At 69.7% G+C, this 15,486-nt stretch carries 17 protein-coding genes; 4 read left to right on the top strand and 13 right to left on the bottom strand.

Going from position 1 to position 15,486, the window contains the following annotated elements:
* The first annotated feature begins 212 nt into the window (after positions 1 to 212).
* Both FNV62_RS34755 and FNV62_RS34750 read left to right on the top strand, forming a co-directional pair.
* Complete coding sequence (locus FNV62_RS34755; RefSeq protein ID WP_225900472.1) at positions 213 to 1,508, top strand: cation:proton antiporter; 1,296 nt, start codon at positions 213 to 215, stop codon at positions 1,506 to 1,508.
* 180 nt (positions 1,509 to 1,688) lie between these two features.
* Complete coding sequence (locus FNV62_RS34750) at positions 1,689 to 2,246, top strand: glycoside hydrolase family 25 protein (protein WP_143605656.1); 558 nt, start codon at positions 1,689 to 1,691, stop codon at positions 2,244 to 2,246.
* A 74-nt stretch (positions 2,247 to 2,320) separates the two neighbouring features.
* On the opposite strand, the gene FNV62_RS34745 is transcribed toward FNV62_RS34750, so the two are convergent.
* Positions 2,321 to 4,105 carry a recombinase family protein gene (locus tag FNV62_RS34745; RefSeq protein ID WP_143628178.1) on the bottom strand — a complete coding sequence of 595 codons (1,785 nt, stop codon included), beginning with the start codon at positions 4,103 to 4,105 and terminating at the stop codon, positions 2,321 to 2,323.
* Positions 4,106 to 4,237: 132 nt separating this feature from the next.
* Positions 4,238 to 4,585, bottom strand: a complete 348-nt coding sequence (locus tag FNV62_RS34740; protein WP_101408544.1) for a ribbon-helix-helix protein, CopG family — start codon at positions 4,583 to 4,585, stop codon at positions 4,238 to 4,240.
* 126 nt (positions 4,586 to 4,711) lie between these two features.
* Between FNV62_RS34740 and FNV62_RS34735 the strand changes: the two genes are divergently transcribed.
* Positions 4,712 to 5,254, top strand: a complete 543-nt coding sequence (locus tag FNV62_RS34735) for an MOSC domain-containing protein (RefSeq protein WP_143652214.1) — start codon at positions 4,712 to 4,714, stop codon at positions 5,252 to 5,254.
* A 2-nt stretch (positions 5,255 to 5,256) separates the two neighbouring features.
* Here the strand turns inward: FNV62_RS34735 and FNV62_RS34730 are convergent, their stop codons facing one another.
* The 4 genes from FNV62_RS34730 to FNV62_RS34715 form a co-directional block, all read right to left on the bottom strand.
* Entirely contained in the window at positions 5,257 to 5,928 is a 672-nt protein-coding gene (locus tag FNV62_RS34730) for an NADPH-dependent F420 reductase (protein WP_225900893.1), read from the bottom strand.
* A gap of 60 nt (positions 5,929 to 5,988) precedes the next feature.
* Positions 5,989 to 6,297 (bottom strand): hypothetical protein, encoded by a 309-nt coding sequence (locus FNV62_RS34725; protein WP_143628176.1) that lies wholly within the window; start codon positions 6,295 to 6,297, stop codon positions 5,989 to 5,991.
* An 80-nt stretch (positions 6,298 to 6,377) separates the two neighbouring features.
* Positions 6,378 to 6,590 carry an EF-hand domain-containing protein gene (locus FNV62_RS34720; RefSeq protein WP_054234650.1) on the bottom strand — a complete coding sequence of 71 codons (213 nt, stop codon included), beginning with the start codon at positions 6,588 to 6,590 and terminating at the stop codon, positions 6,378 to 6,380.
* Positions 6,591 to 6,638: 48 nt separating this feature from the next.
* Positions 6,639 to 7,553 carry a MerR family transcriptional regulator gene (locus FNV62_RS34715; protein WP_143628174.1) on the bottom strand — a complete coding sequence of 305 codons (915 nt, stop codon included), beginning with the start codon at positions 7,551 to 7,553 and terminating at the stop codon, positions 6,639 to 6,641.
* A 49-nt stretch (positions 7,554 to 7,602) separates the two neighbouring features.
* Between FNV62_RS34715 and FNV62_RS34710 the strand changes: the two genes are divergently transcribed.
* On the top strand, positions 7,603 to 8,235 hold the full coding sequence (locus tag FNV62_RS34710; protein WP_177324352.1) for a GNAT family N-acetyltransferase: 633 nt from the start codon (positions 7,603 to 7,605) through the stop codon (positions 8,233 to 8,235).
* A 3-nt stretch (positions 8,236 to 8,238) separates the two neighbouring features.
* On the opposite strand, the gene FNV62_RS34705 is transcribed toward FNV62_RS34710, so the two are convergent.
* The 7 genes from FNV62_RS34705 to FNV62_RS34675 all read right to left on the bottom strand — a co-directional run bounded on the left by FNV62_RS34705 (position 8,239) and on the right by FNV62_RS34675 (position 15,423).
* Positions 8,239 to 8,847, bottom strand: a complete 609-nt coding sequence (locus FNV62_RS34705; protein ID WP_097286301.1) for an ADP-ribosyltransferase — start codon at positions 8,845 to 8,847, stop codon at positions 8,239 to 8,241.
* Between the two features lie 90 nt (positions 8,848 to 8,937).
* Positions 8,938 to 10,119 (bottom strand): YncE family protein, encoded by a 1,182-nt coding sequence (locus FNV62_RS34700; protein WP_097286300.1) that lies wholly within the window; start codon positions 10,117 to 10,119, stop codon positions 8,938 to 8,940.
* A complete protein-coding gene (locus FNV62_RS34695) occupies positions 10,119 to 11,009 on the bottom strand; it encodes a polysaccharide deacetylase family protein (RefSeq protein ID WP_143628172.1) in 891 nt (296 codons plus the stop codon). The genes FNV62_RS34700 and FNV62_RS34695 overlap by 1 nt, the downstream gene beginning before the upstream one ends.
* An 83-nt stretch (positions 11,010 to 11,092) precedes the next feature.
* Entirely contained in the window at positions 11,093 to 11,596 is a 504-nt protein-coding gene (locus FNV62_RS34690) for an ATP-binding protein (protein WP_054234655.1), read from the bottom strand.
* A 264-nt stretch (positions 11,597 to 11,860) separates the two neighbouring features.
* Positions 11,861 to 12,628: an enoyl-CoA hydratase/isomerase family protein gene (locus FNV62_RS34685; protein WP_054234656.1), complete on the bottom strand. Its 768-nt coding sequence runs from the start codon at positions 12,626 to 12,628 to the stop codon at positions 11,861 to 11,863.
* Between the two features lie 130 nt (positions 12,629 to 12,758).
* Entirely contained in the window at positions 12,759 to 14,003 is a 1,245-nt protein-coding gene (locus FNV62_RS34680; protein ID WP_097286298.1) for a L,D-transpeptidase, read from the bottom strand.
* A gap of 202 nt (positions 14,004 to 14,205) precedes the next feature.
* Positions 14,206 to 15,423: a L,D-transpeptidase gene (locus FNV62_RS34675; protein ID WP_097286297.1), complete on the bottom strand. Its 1,218-nt coding sequence runs from the start codon at positions 15,421 to 15,423 to the stop codon at positions 14,206 to 14,208.
* Between the last annotated feature and the right edge of the window lie 63 nt (positions 15,424 to 15,486).

The raw sequence follows: 15,486 nt of genomic DNA, 5'->3' as shown, positions 1-15,486 counted from the left end.
CGAACGCACGGCGGCGTCCGCCTGGCCGCTCTCGCCCTCGCCCCCTTGAGCCGCGGTGTCCACCCCCGCCACCCGTACGACGGCGACGGCCTTTTCTGCACCGCTTCCTCCGGCACCCACCTCGGCGTCCCGTCAGTAACGGCTTCGTACGGAAAGTCGAAACATTGGAATCCCATGCCCCTGTTGCCGCCGCGTACGCGCCGTCAGGAAGCTTGCTGGGCGCACTGGCCCTGATCCTCGCGACCGCTTACGTCTTCGCCTGGCTGGCGCGACGGGTACGGCAGCCCATCGTCGTCGGCGAGATCGTCGCCGGCATTGCGCTCGGCCCCAGCGTGCTGGGGCTGTTCCCGGGCGACTTGGTCGACCTCGCGTTTCCCGCGGACGTCCGGCCGTGTCTGCAAGTCCTTGCCCAGCTCGGACTCGTTCTCTTCATGTTCGGTGTCGGCTACCACTTCGACAGCTCGCGGCTGAAAGGCCACGGACGCCGGGTGATGGCGGTGTCCCTCAGTTCGGTCGCGCTGCCCTTCGCGCTCGGAGCGGGACTGGCCTGCGCGACAGCCCCCTGGTTCGACCGCTCCGCGATGACGGCGGACGGCCTGCTGGTGCCCGCCCTGTTCCTGGGCGCGGCCATGTCCATCACGGCGTTTCCGGTGCTCGCGCGGATCATCGGCGAGCGGGGCCTGCAGCAGGACCGCATCGGAGCCATGGCTTTGGCGTGCGCCGCCATCCAGGACTTCCTGGCCTGGACTGTGCTGGCGGTGGTCGTCGCGCTCGCGAACAGCACGGGTGCCGGACCGCTGCTCCGCATGGCCGTCGCTTCGGTTGCGCTGTTGGTCGGTCTGCACTACGTGGTCCGCCCCGCGTTGACCTGGTTGTTCGCTCCAGAGCGCCGACGGGCGGGCAGCGCCCTCACCCAGGCGGTACTGGTCGTCGGCCTCCTGCTGAGCGCCTGGACCACCGAGGCGATCGGCCTGCACGCGGTGTTCGGCGCATTCGCCTTCGGCGCGATCGTCCCGCGGGCGCGGATCGACGCCACGGCTCCTCAGGTCCCTGAACGCCTTGAGCAGATCAGCCTCTTCCTGCTGCCCGTGTTCTTCATCGTCACCGGTCTGTCGGTGAACCTCGGCGGACTCGGCGGACCGGGACTGCTCCTACTCCTGGCCGTACTCCTCGTGGCCTGCTTCGGGAAGTTCGTCGGCGCTGCGAGCGCCGCACGACTCACCGGCGCCACCCAACGGGAGGCGGCTGCTCTCGGTGTGCTGCTCAACGCCCGCGGCCTCACGGAACTCGTCATCCTCAACGTCGGACTCGCGCTCGGCGTCCTCGACAGCCGGATGTTCACCGCCATGGTCGTGATGGCGGTCGTGACCACGATCATGACCGGACCGCTGCTGGACCGCTTCCACCCGACGGCAGGGACCCTGTCGGTGCACAGCGTGGAGGCCACTCGTACCCGCACGGCCAAGACCGACCGCGGTCTCGTACCGTCGAAGGACGACACCACCTGAGCGCCGAAAGCCGGTGACGGGCGGGCCGTGACGGAACGACGGCGGTAGCAAAGGTTCCGCGTCCGGGCCGGTGTTCGAGGGTGTGGTGGGGGAAGCAGGGGCATCTGACAAGTAGTCGGTCCCCGCACGTATCAGGCAGGACGGTACGTGTACATCCCCCCACGCACGGAGGAGTCGCCCATGCTGCGCGGCATCGACGTCAGCGCCTACCAGTCGTCCGCTTTCTCCACCGACGGTCTCTCGTTCGTCTTCGTCAAGGCGACGGAGGGCCACACGTACGTCAATCCGAAACTCACGGCACAGGTGAAGACGGCCCGGGACGCCGGGTGCGTGGTCGGGTTCTACCACTTCCTGTGGCCCGGCAACATCACCGCCCAGGCCGAGTACTTCGTCGGCAGGGCCCCCGAGAAGGCCGGGGACCTGCTCGCCGTCGACTGGGAGGCCACCGGTGACGGCACCCACGCGAGCAACGCCGAGAAAGACCGTTTCATCCGGATGGTGAAGCAGCTTCGGCCGAACCACCGGGTCCTCCTCTACACCAACCGCGACTACTGGCTCACCGTCGACACCACCTCGTACGCCGGAGACGGACTGTGGATCGCCGACTACGTGACCGCGGGCCAGCCCCGTATCAAAGCCTCATGGCGATTCCACCAGTTCACCGACCAACCCCTGGACAGGGACGTCGCGAACTTCGACAGCAAGGCCGCGCTGAAGGACTGGGCGACGGGACCCTGACGGGCCGACCGCCGCGCCGCCCCGACTGCCTGAGCAGCCGATCTTCTATCCGGTGCTCGACGAGGACTACGCGATCAGGATCGCGCGGGACTGGAACGTCGTCGGAGAGATTCGGCTGACCCATGGGTTCTCCTGACGCATACGCGTCGACGCGTAGGCTCTGACCTGCGGCTCGGTGGGAGTTGTCGAAGAGAGGGGAGCTCACGCCCCCAACGCAATGGGTAACTCGGGCATGAGTCACCCTCCGTAGCGTCTCGATCTTGATGTCGGTCGTCGGGGGCATGTTCACGGACGGGGATGCGGTGCCGGATGGTGATCTTCTCGGGGCCGACGAGGACGTCCTTGACGAGGAGCCGCAGGACGCGCTGGCGCTCGGGGATCTCGGCTGTCTGGGCGTTGTCGCGGAGCTGGGCGAGGAAGCCTTCGAGGTCGTCGGCAAGCTTGAGGTAGGCATCACGGTCGGCGAGCTGGGCGTCCAGCGCGTCGAGTTGGCCGCGCAGGTTGCTCTCCCGGGCCCGCAGGCCGGGCATCCGGGCCCGCAGTTCATCGATGGTGACCAGCTGTTCCTGGAACGCTTCGATCATGCGGGTGATCGCTGCCGTGGCCTTGGCCAGGGCCAGTTCGAGTCGGCTGCGCTGGCGGGTGGCGGGGTCGCTGGTGCGGGCGCGGTCCAGCCGCTTGTCGATCTCGGACCGGATCAGGTGCGGGTCGGCGATCATGCCGATGATGTGGTCCCAGACGAGGGTGTCGAGGTAGTCGGCGCGGACGGGCTTGTTGGTGCAGACCCGGCCTCCCTCGTAACGGTAGTCGTCGGAGCCCAGGCACCGGTAGTAGTAGATCTTCTTGCCTGAGGTGGTGGTGGTCGAGGTGCGGTAGTAGCCGTATCCGCAGTTCACGCAGGCCGACAGGCCCTGGAGCAGGGAGGGGACCTTGCTGTTGCGCGAGGCGAAGCGCTTGTTGTCGGCGAGTCGCTGGGCGGCGCGTTCGAAGGTGGCCGGGCTGACGAGCGCGGGGACGGGGATGGTGATCCACTCCTCGCGGGGCCGGTCCTCGTACTTGACAGCGCGTGGGGTGGTGCGGCCCTCCAGCCTCGCGCGGCGGTTCAGCCCCGGGGACTCGTGGACGGTCCGGGTCTTGCCGAAGGCGGCCTGACCTTGGTAGACGGGGTTGCGGAGCATGCCCCAGACCACGCTTCGGTCCCAGCGGGTCTTCCCGGTGCGGGTGGGGGTGCTGCTGCTGGTGAGCCAGCGGGTCAGGTCCGCGATGGAGGCTCCGTCGTCGGTGTAGCGGCGGAACAGCTCCACCACCAGCGCCGCTTCGGACTCGACGATCTCGTAAGTGGCCCCGCATTCAGGGGTTTTGCGCAGGTATCGGTAGCCGAACGGGGCGCCGCCCAGCACGTTGATGGACCCCGAGCGGGCCCGGTAGGTCTTCCCCCGCCGGTAGCGCTCCATCAGCTGGGCTTTCTCGTACTCGGCGAACATGCCCTGGAACTGGACCATCAGCTGGTCCTCGGGAGTGTCGCCGCGCGGGCCCCGTACGAACTCCACCCGGGTGCCGGCGCGGGCGAACTCCTCGATCAGCAGGGCCTGGTAGGCGAACTTGCGGGCCAGGCGGTCGGGTGCATAACACAGCACCACATCAACGCCGACCTGGGCGACAAGATCTCGCAGCCGCTCCAGCGCGGGCCGCACCAACGTCGCCCCGGAGTGCCCCTCGTCCTCGAACACCCACTCCTCGGGCAGCTCAAGATGCTGTCCGGCGGCGTGTGCCCGCAGGGCCGCGGTCTGCGAGCCGATCGTCTGGTCTTTCTTCTGCCGGGCGGACGACACCCGGGCGTAGATCGCCGCGCTGGTCATCGGCTCCTCCTGCCTGATCGGGGCCGGCCCGCACTCGGGCCTGGCGCTGCGGCACCAACACCGCGTAGGCCGCGGACAAGTCCGCCGCCGCATGACGGTCGAAGACCGCCTCCACCTCCACCCGCCGGCCGGTCACCTGCGAGGCCGGCCCTCCGGGGCACCCCGTTCAAGGAACTCGGCCAGGGCCTGGGCCACCACCGCGGAGATCGCCCGGTCACTCTCGTGGGCACGGCTGCGAATCCGTCCTGCCAGAGATTCCGGCAGCTTGACGGTGAACACCACGCTCGACTCGGGGACTTCGACTCGGCCAGCAGCCATGGCCTGCTCCAGATACCGGCGTGCCTGACGCACCGACACCCCGTACCTACTCGCCAACGTGCGAGCGGCTGCGGCCGCGGGCACCCCCGCCCCGGCCAGATCCGCGGCGGCGTTGACCCGCCGGGCGTACTCGACGCTATCGACACGATCACCACGCACCATGTCACAAACCTACTACCCATTGTGACGACCCTTACCCTCCGTGCGAGGGAGGAGTTCCAAGCGCCGGTAGCCGATCGTCACCTCGAAGCAGAAGTTGCCCATTGCGTTGGGGGCGTGCTCTCGCGGATGGGCGGGGCGGTCATGGCGGTCAGCAGTAACGGGACGTATTCCTTCACCAAGCCCAACCGGGAGAGCATCACGCTGCTCGCCGGGCTCGGGGTGGAGGGTGATGTGCACGCGGGAACCACCGTGAAGCACCGGTTCCGGATGGCGAAGGACCCGTCGCAGGTGAACCTTCGGCAGGTGCACCTCATGCACGAGGAGCTGTTCGACGAGCTGCGCGAGAGCGGCTTCACCGTCGCTCCCGGGGAGCTCGGGGAGAACGTCACCACCCGGGGTGTCGATCTGCTGGGCCTGCCGGTGGGCACGCTGCTGCGTCTCGGGGACGAGGCGGTCGTGGAGATCACCGGGCTGCGCAATCCCTGCGCGCAGATCGACGACTTCCAGAAGGGGCTGCTCAAGCAGGTCGTCGGGAGGGACGAGGACGGCGGCGTCGTCTACAAGTCCGGAGTCATGAGCGTCGTACGGGAAGGCGGTGTGGTGCGGCCCGGGGACCCCGTCGAGGTCGAGTTGCCGGTCGGGCCGCACCGTCCGCTGCGGATCGTCTGACGTTACGCGCGGAAGTCCGCGGAGCGCTCCCGGGGCGCCTGGGCCAGCGCCTTGGTCACCTCGTCGACGCCCTTCTGGAGGCCGTAGACCGGGGTGCCGGGCTGCTGGCGCCAGGAGTCGTCGAGGCCGCCCGTGTCGACCGTGTCGAAGCCGAGTTCGTCGATGAGCTCACGTACGACCCGCTTGGCGGCCTCGTCGTCACCGGCCACCGGCAGCGCCAGGCGGTCGGGGGCGCCGGCCGGGCGGTGCCGGTCCAGGATGTCCTGGGCGTACGTGCCGTTGAACGCCTTGACGACGGTGTGGCCGATCTGCCGGGCCGTCCAGCCGCTCTCGGTCAGGCCCTCGTCCTCGATCGCGGCGATCCTGCCGTCGCGCTGTTTGGGGTAGTAGTTGCCGGTGTCGATGACGGCGACACCCTCGGCGGCCTGGTCCACAAGCCCGTGCGGCAGGTTCGGGACCGCCTTCAGGGGAACCGTCACGACGACGACCTCGGCGTCGCGCGCCGCGTCCTCGACCTTGACGGGGGTCGCCCCGGTCTCCTCGGCGAGCGCGGTGAGGGTCCCCGGACCGCGGGAGTTCGCGACCGAGACGTCGTGTCCGAGGGCGGTGAGCCGTCGGGTGAGGTTGCCGCCGATGTTGCCCGCTCCGATGATGCCGATCTTCATGATGGACAGGCCCTTCCGGGGTTGACGCCACTGGACTGACGGTGATCATCAACCGTGGTACAGGCGCGCCTATTCCGGGACGTACGGCGTTCGGGTGACGGGCCGCCGCGACAGGGCGAGCGCCTCCTCCAGCTCCTCTCGGAGCACCCTCCCCACTGTGTCCGCGTCCCCGTCCGCGACGGCCCGCACCAGCGCCGCGTGGACGTCGTCGCCCGTGTTGGGGTCGTGCCCCCGCATCCCCACCAGGTCCAGCATCTCGATCAGGACCGCGGCGCGGCGCAGCCGGCCTTCGCGGAGGCGCTGGAGGCCGGGCGCCGCTGATGCCCGGAGGGCGGCCACGCTTGCGGCGACCGTGGTGCGGTTACGGCTCCTGCGCACCGCGCGCGGCATGACGAAGGGGCGCCCGCCGGATGGTCGGCGGGCGCCCCTGTGTCCGGGTCACCTGGTCAGGGCCCGGGTCACTTGTTCAGGTGGGTCCAGAACTCGTCGAACGAGAGGACCTTGTCCCCGTTGAGGTCGCGGGTGGCGATGATGGCCTCCGCCACCGAGTCGGTGACGTTCCAGTCGCCGCCCTGGGCGAGGGCGCTCTTGAACTCGGCCGCGGTGATGAAACCGTCACCGTCCGAATCGATCCGCTCGAACTGCTTGCGTGCTTCCTCGATGTCCGCCACCGATCCGCCCCTTCGTAGTGCATGACAGCTGTATTGACGGAGGTCAGATTAACGGTCCGCGCCGGCCCTCAGTGCGGCGACCACCCAGCCGAACTCCGCACGGTGCGCGGACGGGGTCCCCGCGCCCTTCACCGTGGACAGCAACTCCCGGTACCGGGCGAGCCGGTCGTTGGACGCCGACTCCATGCGTTCGAGAACGGCGGCCGGGTCGCCGTCCCCCAGCACCTCCCGCAGGAGCGCCGCCGCCTCCGGCGACTCGGGGGCGATTCCCCGGGCGCGGGCCTCGGTCCCCAACCGGAGCAGGCGCATGGGGAACCACACGGATCGCCCGGCGGCCGCGGCGTGGTCCCGGTCGGCCGCGTTGAACTCGACCACCTCGCGCATCTGCGCCCGGAACTCCGGATCCTGGACCATCTCCGCCAGCTCCACCCAGGCGTCCACCTGCTCGGGGGTCGGATCCTGAGGCAGGTCCACCGCGGTGGAGCGCATCCGCTCCTGGATGGCCGGATCCACGGAGTCGAGCCCGTGGAACAGCTCCTCCACGAACTCCTCCATGATCCGTTTCCGTTCGGCGGCCGACAGCCGCGCCAGCTTGTTCATGAGCGTCATCTCCTCCGCGGTCGAACCGCGTCGCGCCACGGACGACAGCACCGCCCTCGTCACCTTCAGCGAGCTGATCTGCGCGTCCAGCGCCGTCACATGGGCGGCTGCCACCTCCGCGACCGTCGTCTCGCCGGCCAGCACCTTGCGTACGGCGTCCAGACCGAGGCCCAGTTCGCGCAGGGTGCGGATCAGTTCGAGGCGGGCCACGGACCCGGCGTCGTACAGCCGGTAGCCGCCCGAGGAGCGGGCCACCGGGGGCAGGGCGCCCTCGTCCGACCAGTAGCGGATGGTGCGCACGGTCAGTCCGGTGGCCCGGGCCAGCTCGCCGATGGTGAGAAGTCCGGTGCCGTCGTCGATCATGTCTGCGAGTCTGGGCCTTCCAGTGGGTGGAGACTCAAGGAGCGCGGTGGTGGAGACTCTTCGGGACATTCTCGACGCGGCCGCACGGGGCGTCTTCCCACCGCCGGACGGTCGTACGACCGTCGTGGCGCAGGCGTCCCACCGGGACGCGGGTGTGCTCGCCTTCACCGCGCACGCGGTGGTCTTCACGGACGAGGATCCGCGGTGGGTGTACGACACGCTGGCCGCCGTACCGTGCGACGCCCTCGCCGCGCCGATGAACGCGCGGTTCCTGGCGGCCTTCCTCGAGCGGACGGGGCGTACGTCCGAGACGATCGACGCGATGCTCGTGGGCTCTCCCCTGCCGGGCGAGCCGGCGCTCCCGCTGCAGGAGATCACGGACGGCGAGCATCCGCGGATCGTGTACGCCCGTAGGCGCCGTGCCGACGTGCGCGCGTGGACGACGGAGGGCGGTGTACTGGTGCTGGGGCGAGGGATCGCGGGGCGGCTCGAGGTCTCCGTCGAGGTGGACGACGGAGTACGGCACCGGGGGCTGGGCCGGGCCCTGGTGACGGCGGCCCGGCAGCTCGCCCCGGAGCCGCTGTGGGCCCAGGTCGCGCCGGGGAACGCCCGCAGCATGCGGGCGTTCCAGGCGGCCGGTTACCGTCCCGTGGGCTCGGAGGCGCTGCTCATCGCCGGATAGGCGTCAGTGCCAGGGCTCGTAGTGCGGGTTGCTCTCGCAGTCGCTCATGATCTCGGTCTTGGTCTTCTTGTCGACCGGGCAGACGCCGATGATGTACTGGCGCGCGATACCGCCGGGGAAGGCGACCTCGACCTGGTCGGCCCACTTGTGGGTGTCACCGATGGTCTTGTTGACGTCGACGCCGCCGGGCGCGTCGATGTAGTAGTTGAAGCCCGACTTGTACCAGGTCTTGTACAGGTCGTGGTCGTACGTCGTCGACACGTACGGCGAGGGCTGGTTGACCAGGACGTACTGCTCGATGTCGTACTGCCCGTTGATGACGTCCTTGGGGTGGAAGCCCTGCTCGAAGACGGTGGCGGGGCCCCGGCTGTCGCTGCGGTACAGCGTGCCGCAGGTCTTGCGCCAGACCGGCTCGGGGGTGATGCGGTCGACCTGCACGCGGTGGTCGGCGGCGGCCTTGACCGGGTCGTCGAACTGGGGACAGGCGGGCGCGACGGCCTTGGTGGGCGGGGCGGCGGGGGTCGCGGGGAGCGTCGCGGCGGAGGTCGCGAAGACGGCCGAGAGGGAGACGACGACGGCTGCGGCCCGCCGCCGCAGGCGAGTTGTGATCATGGGGAGCACGATCTCGGTTCTGCGGCGGCGGGCCGGGGATCATCACCCGTACGGCGGCGTGTCACCGCCTTCGGGTCGACCGGGCGTGGATCAGCGGAAGATGCCGGTGTGGCCGAGCGAGTAGCGGCCCGGCTGCGGGTAGACGGCCAGGCCGTGCGGGCCGCTGCCGACCGGGATGCGGGCCAGCTGGACGCCGGTGCGGGTGTCGATGGCGTACACCTCGGAGTTGTAGCGGCCCGACAGCCACAGGACCTTGCCGTCGGCGGAGACGCCGCCCATGTCGGGGCTGCCGCCGTGCGGCAGGCGCCACTTCTTGGTCAGCCTGTTCCGGGTGAAGTCGAAGACGGAGATGGTGCCCTCGCCCCGGTTGGAGATGTACATCTCGCGCGAGTCACGGCTGACGTACAGCCCGTGGCAGCCCTTGCCGGTCGGGAGGAAGGACGGCTTCGTGAACTTGTCCCCGTCGAGGACCCACACGCCGTTGGCCACCATGTCGGCGATGTAGTACCGCTTGCCGTCGGGGGAGATCTTGACGTCCTGCGGCATGGCGCCGCGGAAGGGCAGCTTCTGCTGGGCGACCACCTTCATCCGCGCGGTGTCGACCTTCAGCAGTTCACCGCTGAACTCGCAGGAGACGATGAAGTAGCGGCCGTCGAGGGAGAAGTCGGCGTGGTTGACGCCGTAGCAGCTGACCGGCTCGGTCTTCACGCGATCCATGGTGTGCGCGTCGCGGAAGACCAGCTGGCGGTCGAGGGAGGCCATGACGATCGCGTACTTGCCGTCGGGCGTGAAGTACAGGTTGTACGGGTCGTGCACGTCGACGGTCTTGCCCGCCTTGCCGGTCCTCGGGTCGATGGGGGTGAGGGTGTTGCCCCGGTCGTTGTTGACCCAGAGCGTCTTCATGTCCCAGGAGGGGACGACGTGCTGGGGCTGCGTGCCGACCCGGATCGTCTCGATGACCTCGTACGTCTTCGGGTCGATCACGGAAACCGTGTTGGAGTTGGTGTTGGGGACGTACACGCGGGACGGGAAGTCCTTGACGACCGGAGAGAGCTTGTTCGGCCGGTCGGCGGCGTAAACGTCCTTCGGGTCGAGCACGGGCGGCATGCCGGGCAGGCCGTCGGGCTGGGCCGGTTTGACGGCGGCCTGGGTGCCGACGGCCTCGTGCGCGGTGTTCTTGGACTCGCCGTCGCAGCCCGGAAGTACGGCGAGTGCGGCGAGTACCGCGCCCGTGAGCAGGGCGCGCTTCGTGAGGTTCCGGTTGCGGTGCATCAGCTCAGCAGCTCCGTGGTGGTGACCGCGCGCAGACCGCGGCGGCCGAGTTCTTCCAGGACGGCGGGGAGCGCGGCGACCGTGTCCGCGTACCCGAAGTGCAGGCTCACCACGGATCCTTCGCGGACCCCGCCGATGACCTGGCGGGTGACGGCGGGGGCGCCCGGCGAGGTGTAGTCGAGCGAGTCGACGTCGTAGGAGAGGACGTGCGGGTAGCCCACGCGGCGGGCCACGCCCGCCACGAGGGCGGAGGCGGTCGGGGTGCGGGAGGGCCTGAACCAGGTGCCGATGGACCCGGTCAGCCGCCGCAGCCGGTCCGCGCAGCCCCGGATCTCGGCCTCCGCGTCCGCCTCGGACATCGCGTTGATGGCGAGGTGGCGCAGGGTGTGGTTGCCGAGGTCGTGGCCGCCGTCGAGGATGCGGCGGGCGATGTCGGGGTGCTCGTCGAGCCAACTGCCCACCGCGAGCACGGTGACCCGGGCGCCGGCCTTCTCCGCCTCGCCGAGCAGTGCCTTGGCGACGGCGGGGTCGCCCTGGCCGTGGAAGGTGAGGGCGACCCGGGGACGGTCGCGAGGGCCGTGGGTGATCTCGGCGGGCTGCTGCGGGAAGTGGCGGGGCGCGGGCGCGGCGGCGGGCTTGGCGGAGAGATGCGCGGAGGGGGAGGCGGCCGTGCGGGACACGGCGACCGGGTGGGCGACGACGCCGGTCGTGGAACACCCCGCGGCGAGTGTCCCGGCGGCGAGCGCGACACCCGAGCGCAGCGCCGCACGCCGATCCGGAACCGTACGAGGATCCGGCGCCGCGCGCGCGACGCTTCCGTCGAGGCTGCCGTCGGGGCTTCTGTCGAGGGACGGCTGAGGGGGACGAGCGGGCGTGATCACCCGCACCATTTAAGGGTGTAATGGCAAGAAAACGGGCGATTGGTCCGATTGATGAGGGCGCGGGTCGCGGTGCGGACCCTGGGGACGAGCGGTCAGCGATCGGCGACGCGCATCTCGAACCAGGTGGTCTTGCCGCGGGGCAGGAGGTCGACCCCCCAGCGGTCGGAGAGCTTGTCGACGAGAAAGAGACCGCGGCCGCTCAGGTCCATCTCCTGGACCGGCATCAGACAGGGAAGACCGCGGGAGGGGTCACGGACCTCAACGCGGATCCAGCCCCGGCGGCGACGCATCCGGAGTCCGAAGACGCGGGCGCCCGTGTGCCGTACGGCATTTCCGACGAGTTCGGACACCAGTAACACGGCGTCCTCGGTCATCTTCGGGGAGAGTCCCCAGTGCCGCAGGACGATGACCTGGGTGAGCCGCCGCGCGGTGGCGGCGGACTCGGGGCGGGACGGCAGCGGGACCTCGCCCTCCGTCGGGTTGCCGAACAACTCGAGCGCCTTGAGTGCCCGCTCGTCCTCGACCGCAGGCGACCAGCGCGCCGCGGTCGCACTCCCGTGCCGCCGCGGCTGTTCGATACCCTCCAGCCCCGCCATGCCCCCCATCATGGCCGCCCAGAGCCCGCTTCGGGGCCGTTCCGGAGGAATACGCCCCCCGGAACCGCCCATTCCGCGACATCCTGTAGGCATATGCCCCCGGCAGTTCGGGGCTCATCAGGGCCCACCTGACCTGCCGGAATGCCCCAGTTGACGGCAATCGCCAGTCGCCCCCGACAAGGCAGACTTAAGGTTCCCTTAAGGCTGGCATAAACAAGCCCTTCGGGGGACAACGGGTAAGACGTCGCGTCAACTGCAAGGGGATCAGAGGAACTTCGCCTTCCCCGGCCCCTCCTCCACGAAGCTGCGCATGCCGCGCTCTCGGTCCTCGGTCGCGAACAGCCCCGCGAACCAGTTCCGTTCAATCGCGAGCCCCGTCTCGAGATCGGTCTCCAGACCCGCGTCGATGGACTCCTTGGCGGCACGCAGCGCGAGCGCGGGACCCTGCGCCAGCTTCGCGGCCCACGCGTGTGCCTGGGCGTACACCTCGTCGGCCGGGACGACCCGGTCCACGAGACCGAGCGACAGCGCCTCGTCGGCCTTCACCATCCGCCCCGTGAAGATGAGGTCCTTCGCCTTGGAGGGGCCGATCAGACGGGACAGGCGCTGGGTGCCGCCGGCGCCGGGGATCAGGCCCAGCAGGATCTCCGGCTGGCCGAGCTTGGCGTTGTCCGCGGCGATACGGAAGTCCGCGCAGAGCGCCAACTCGCAGCCACCGCCCAGCGCGTACCCGGTGACGGCGGCGACGACCGGCTTGGGGATACGGGCCACGGCGCTGAAGGAGTCCTGCAGACCACGGGACCGCACGACCATCGCCGCGTGGTCCATGGCCTGCATCTCCTTGATGTCCGCGCCCGCCGCGAACACCTTCTCGCCGCCGTAGATGACCACGGCGCGCACGTCCTCGCGGCGGGTGGCCTCCTCGGCGAGCTCCTTGAGCCGGTCCTGTGTGGCGACGTCCAGCGCGTTCATGGGCGGGCGGTCCAGGCGGAGGGTGCCGACGCCTTCGGCCACTTCGAGATGCACAGTCATGAAGGCACCGTATCGGGGGTCTGGGGGGTTGTCCCCCGGGGCAGGTGCAGTACGGGGACCAACGACAACGGGCCCGGTGCACTCGGTCACGGAGGTGACCTGGCACAGCGGGCCCGTCGAGGCGAAAAGGTCAGGCGGTCCAGGCCGACCAGGACATGTTCCAGCCGTTGAGGCCGTTGTCCGGGGCGACCGTCTGGTCGTGGGAGTTCTTCACGATCACCACGTCACCGGTGATGGAGTGGTCGAAGAACCAGGCGGCGGGCGCACTGCGGTCGCCGCCGCCGCGCACGTCACGCAGGCCCACGCAGCCGTGGCTGGCGTTGTAGTTACCGAAGGCGTCGCCGCCCCAGTAGTTGCCGTGGATGAAGGTGCCGGAGTCGGTCAGGCGCTGGGCGTCGGGCACGTCCTTGATGTCGTACTCGCCGCCGTAGCCGACCGTCTCACCGTTCATACGGGTCACCCGGAGCTGCTCGCTGATGACCATCTGGCCGTTCCAGGTGTCGTAGCCCGGCTTGCCCGTGGTGATCGGGATGGTCTTGATGACCTTGCCGTCACGCTTGACGACCATCTTGTGGGTCTTGGCGTCGACCGTGGAGACCTGGCTGCGGCCGATCGTGAAGGTCACGGTCTTGGCCTGCTTGCCGTAGACCCCGGGCCGGCCCTCGACGCCGTCGAGGTTGAGGGAGACGGTGACCTTCGTGCCGGCCTTCCAGTACTGCTCGGGGCGGAAGTCGAGGCGGTCGTTGCCGAACCAGTGGCCCTGGACGTCGACGGCCGGCTCGGTCTTGATCTTGATGGCCTTCTCGACGGCGTCCGGGTGCGTGATGCCCCGGGTGAAGCGGACCGAGAAGGGCATGCCGACGCCGACCTTGGAACCGTCCTCGGGCGTGAACATACCGACGAAGGTGTTCTTCGGGGTCAGCGTGGTGAAGGCGGACTCCTCGGCGGCCTCACGGCCGTCGGCGTCCTTGGCCACCGCGTGGACCTTGTACTTGGTGGCGGAGGCGAGGTGGGTCGAGGGCGTCCAGGTGGCACCCCCGCCGGATATCGCGCCGTCGACCGCGTTGCCCCTGCCGTCCTTGACCGTGACCTCGGTCAGCTTGCCCTTGGCCGCGGTGACCTTGAGAGCCCCGCTGGTGGCCACGCCGTTCGTGCCGTCCTTCGGGGCGATGGTCACCACGGCCTGCGAGACCTTGGTGTCGGCCTTGGTGGAGCTGCCCGTGCTCTTGCCCTTGCCGTTCCCGGAATCCGAGCCCCCTCCCCCGCCGCACGCGGTCACGGCGAGCAGCAGCACGCCCAGCAGCAGCGCCAGGATCCCCTTGCTCCCCCGTGCCCGCGTTCCAACCGACGCCCCCGATATCGGTCGCCCGTTCAAGTCTGTTCTCCCCTCGCACGGCCTGATCAGGCCCGCACCCCAGCGCGTCGCCGCGCGTATCGCGCTAATTAATCACACGGCTCTGAGAGATGGCTCCCCGGGATTGTCACCGTTCAGTCCCAAGTTCGGCCGTGTGGGGGCGCGCTGGAGTCCCCTGCCCTTCGACACGTACGTACCCCTTTGACCGGGCCGCTTCGCCGGGCTACTTCACCGCGCTGCCCGCCCTCCACTCCTTCCAGTCCATGTTCCAGCCTCCGAGGCCGTTGTCGGGGGCGACTTCCTTGTCGTCGCTGTTGACGACCTCGATGACGTCGCCGATGAGACTGCGGTCGAAGAACCAGCCCGCGGGGGAGTCGGAGCTGCCGCCCTTCACGTCCTGGAGACCGACGCAGCCGTGGCTGACGTTGCTGGTGCCGAAGACGCCCGAGGCCCAGTAGTTGCCGTGCACGAAGGTCCCGGAGTCGGTGAGGCGCATCGCGTGCGGGACGTCCGGGATGTCGTACTCGCCGCCGAAGCCGACCGTGCGGCTGTTCATCCGGGTCACGTCCAGCATCTCCATGACGACCATCTTCCCGTTGTACGTCGTCCTCTTGGGGGCGCCCGCCGTGATCGGCACCGTGGCGAGGAGGTCGCCGTCGCGGCGTACCTGCATGGTGTGCGCGGCGGCGTCCACCAGCGAGACCTGGCTGCGTCCGATGGTGAACGAGAACGTCCTGTACTGGAGTCCGTAGACACCCTTCGCCCCCTCGACGTCGCGCAGCCGCAGCCCGACGGTGACCTTCGTGCCCGGTTTCCAGTACTTCTCGGGCCGGAAGTCGAGGCGGCTCTTGCCGAACCAGTGCGGGCGGACCTCGACCGCGGGGCTGGCCTCGATGTGGATCGCGCGCTCGACGGCGGACCGGTTCTCGATCTCCCGGTTGAACGCGAGGGAGACGATCATGCCGGTGCCGACGGTGGAGCGGTTCTCCGGCGTCACGTATCCGATGAACCGCTCCTCGGGCACGTACGTCGTGAACGTCGTGTGCCGCGCCGAGCGCCGCCCCTGCCCGTCGAGGGCCACCACGTCCACGGTGTACTTGGCGGCGAGCGCGAGCCGCGGATCGTCGGGGGCCCAGGTCAGGCCGTCGGCGGAGATGTGCCCGGGCACCGCGGACTCCTGCGCGTCCTGGTCCTTGACGACCTGCACGGACTCCAGACGCCCGTCGGGCACCCGCACCCGCAGCGCCTGTCGCGGGCGTACGCCCTTGCTGTTGTCGTCGGGAGAGATCCGGATGACGTCCTCGGCGGCGGGGGGTTTGCCGAGGACCTCCTCCAACCCGTGCGAGGTGCAGCCGGCGGCTCCGGCGAGCAGGCCGGCCCAGGTCAGTACGGCGGCCAGCGCGGCCCCTGCGTGCCGCGCGCGTGTCTGTTCGTGCTTCACAGCGGGCCCAACGAGTGTGCACCTCTGGGGAAACGTGAGTGCGAGCCAAGCGCTGGGCAGAAC

This window comes from Streptomyces sp. RLB3-17 (genome assembly GCF_007113425.2).
Taxonomy (GTDB): Bacteria; Actinomycetota; Actinomycetes; order Streptomycetales; family Streptomycetaceae; genus Streptomyces; species Streptomyces mirabilis_D.
This window is presented reverse-complemented; position numbering and strand designations above follow the sequence as displayed.

What these genes read in the sequence shown, in the direction of transcription:
- FNV62_RS34745 (WP_143628178.1), bottom strand. Translation starts at nt 4,105, where the DNA reads ATGACCAGCGCGGCGATCTACGCCCGGGTGTCGTCCGCCCGGCAGAAG.
- FNV62_RS34695 (WP_143628172.1), bottom strand. Translation starts at nt 11,009, where the DNA reads ATGGTGCGGGTGATCACGCCCGCTCGTCCCCCTCAGCCGTCCCTCGAC.
- FNV62_RS34705 (WP_097286301.1), bottom strand. Translation starts at nt 8,847, where the DNA reads ATGATCACAACTCGCCTGCGGCGGCGGGCCGCAGCCGTCGTCGTCTCC.
- FNV62_RS34750 (WP_143605656.1), top strand. Translation starts at nt 1,689, where the DNA reads ATGCTGCGCGGCATCGACGTCAGCGCCTACCAGTCGTCCGCTTTCTCC.
- FNV62_RS34715 (WP_143628174.1), bottom strand. Translation starts at nt 7,553, where the DNA reads ATGATCGACGACGGCACCGGACTTCTCACCATCGGCGAGCTGGCCCGG.
- FNV62_RS34735 (WP_143652214.1), top strand. Translation starts at nt 4,712, where the DNA reads ATGGGCGGGGCGGTCATGGCGGTCAGCAGTAACGGGACGTATTCCTTC.
- FNV62_RS34740 (WP_101408544.1), bottom strand. Translation starts at nt 4,585, where the DNA reads ATGGTGCGTGGTGATCGTGTCGATAGCGTCGAGTACGCCCGGCGGGTC.
- FNV62_RS34685 (WP_054234656.1), bottom strand. Translation starts at nt 12,628, where the DNA reads ATGACTGTGCATCTCGAAGTGGCCGAAGGCGTCGGCACCCTCCGCCTG.
- FNV62_RS34690 (WP_054234655.1), bottom strand. Translation starts at nt 11,596, where the DNA reads ATGGCGGGGCTGGAGGGTATCGAACAGCCGCGGCGGCACGGGAGTGCG.
- FNV62_RS34700 (WP_097286300.1), bottom strand. Translation starts at nt 10,119, where the DNA reads ATGCACCGCAACCGGAACCTCACGAAGCGCGCCCTGCTCACGGGCGCG.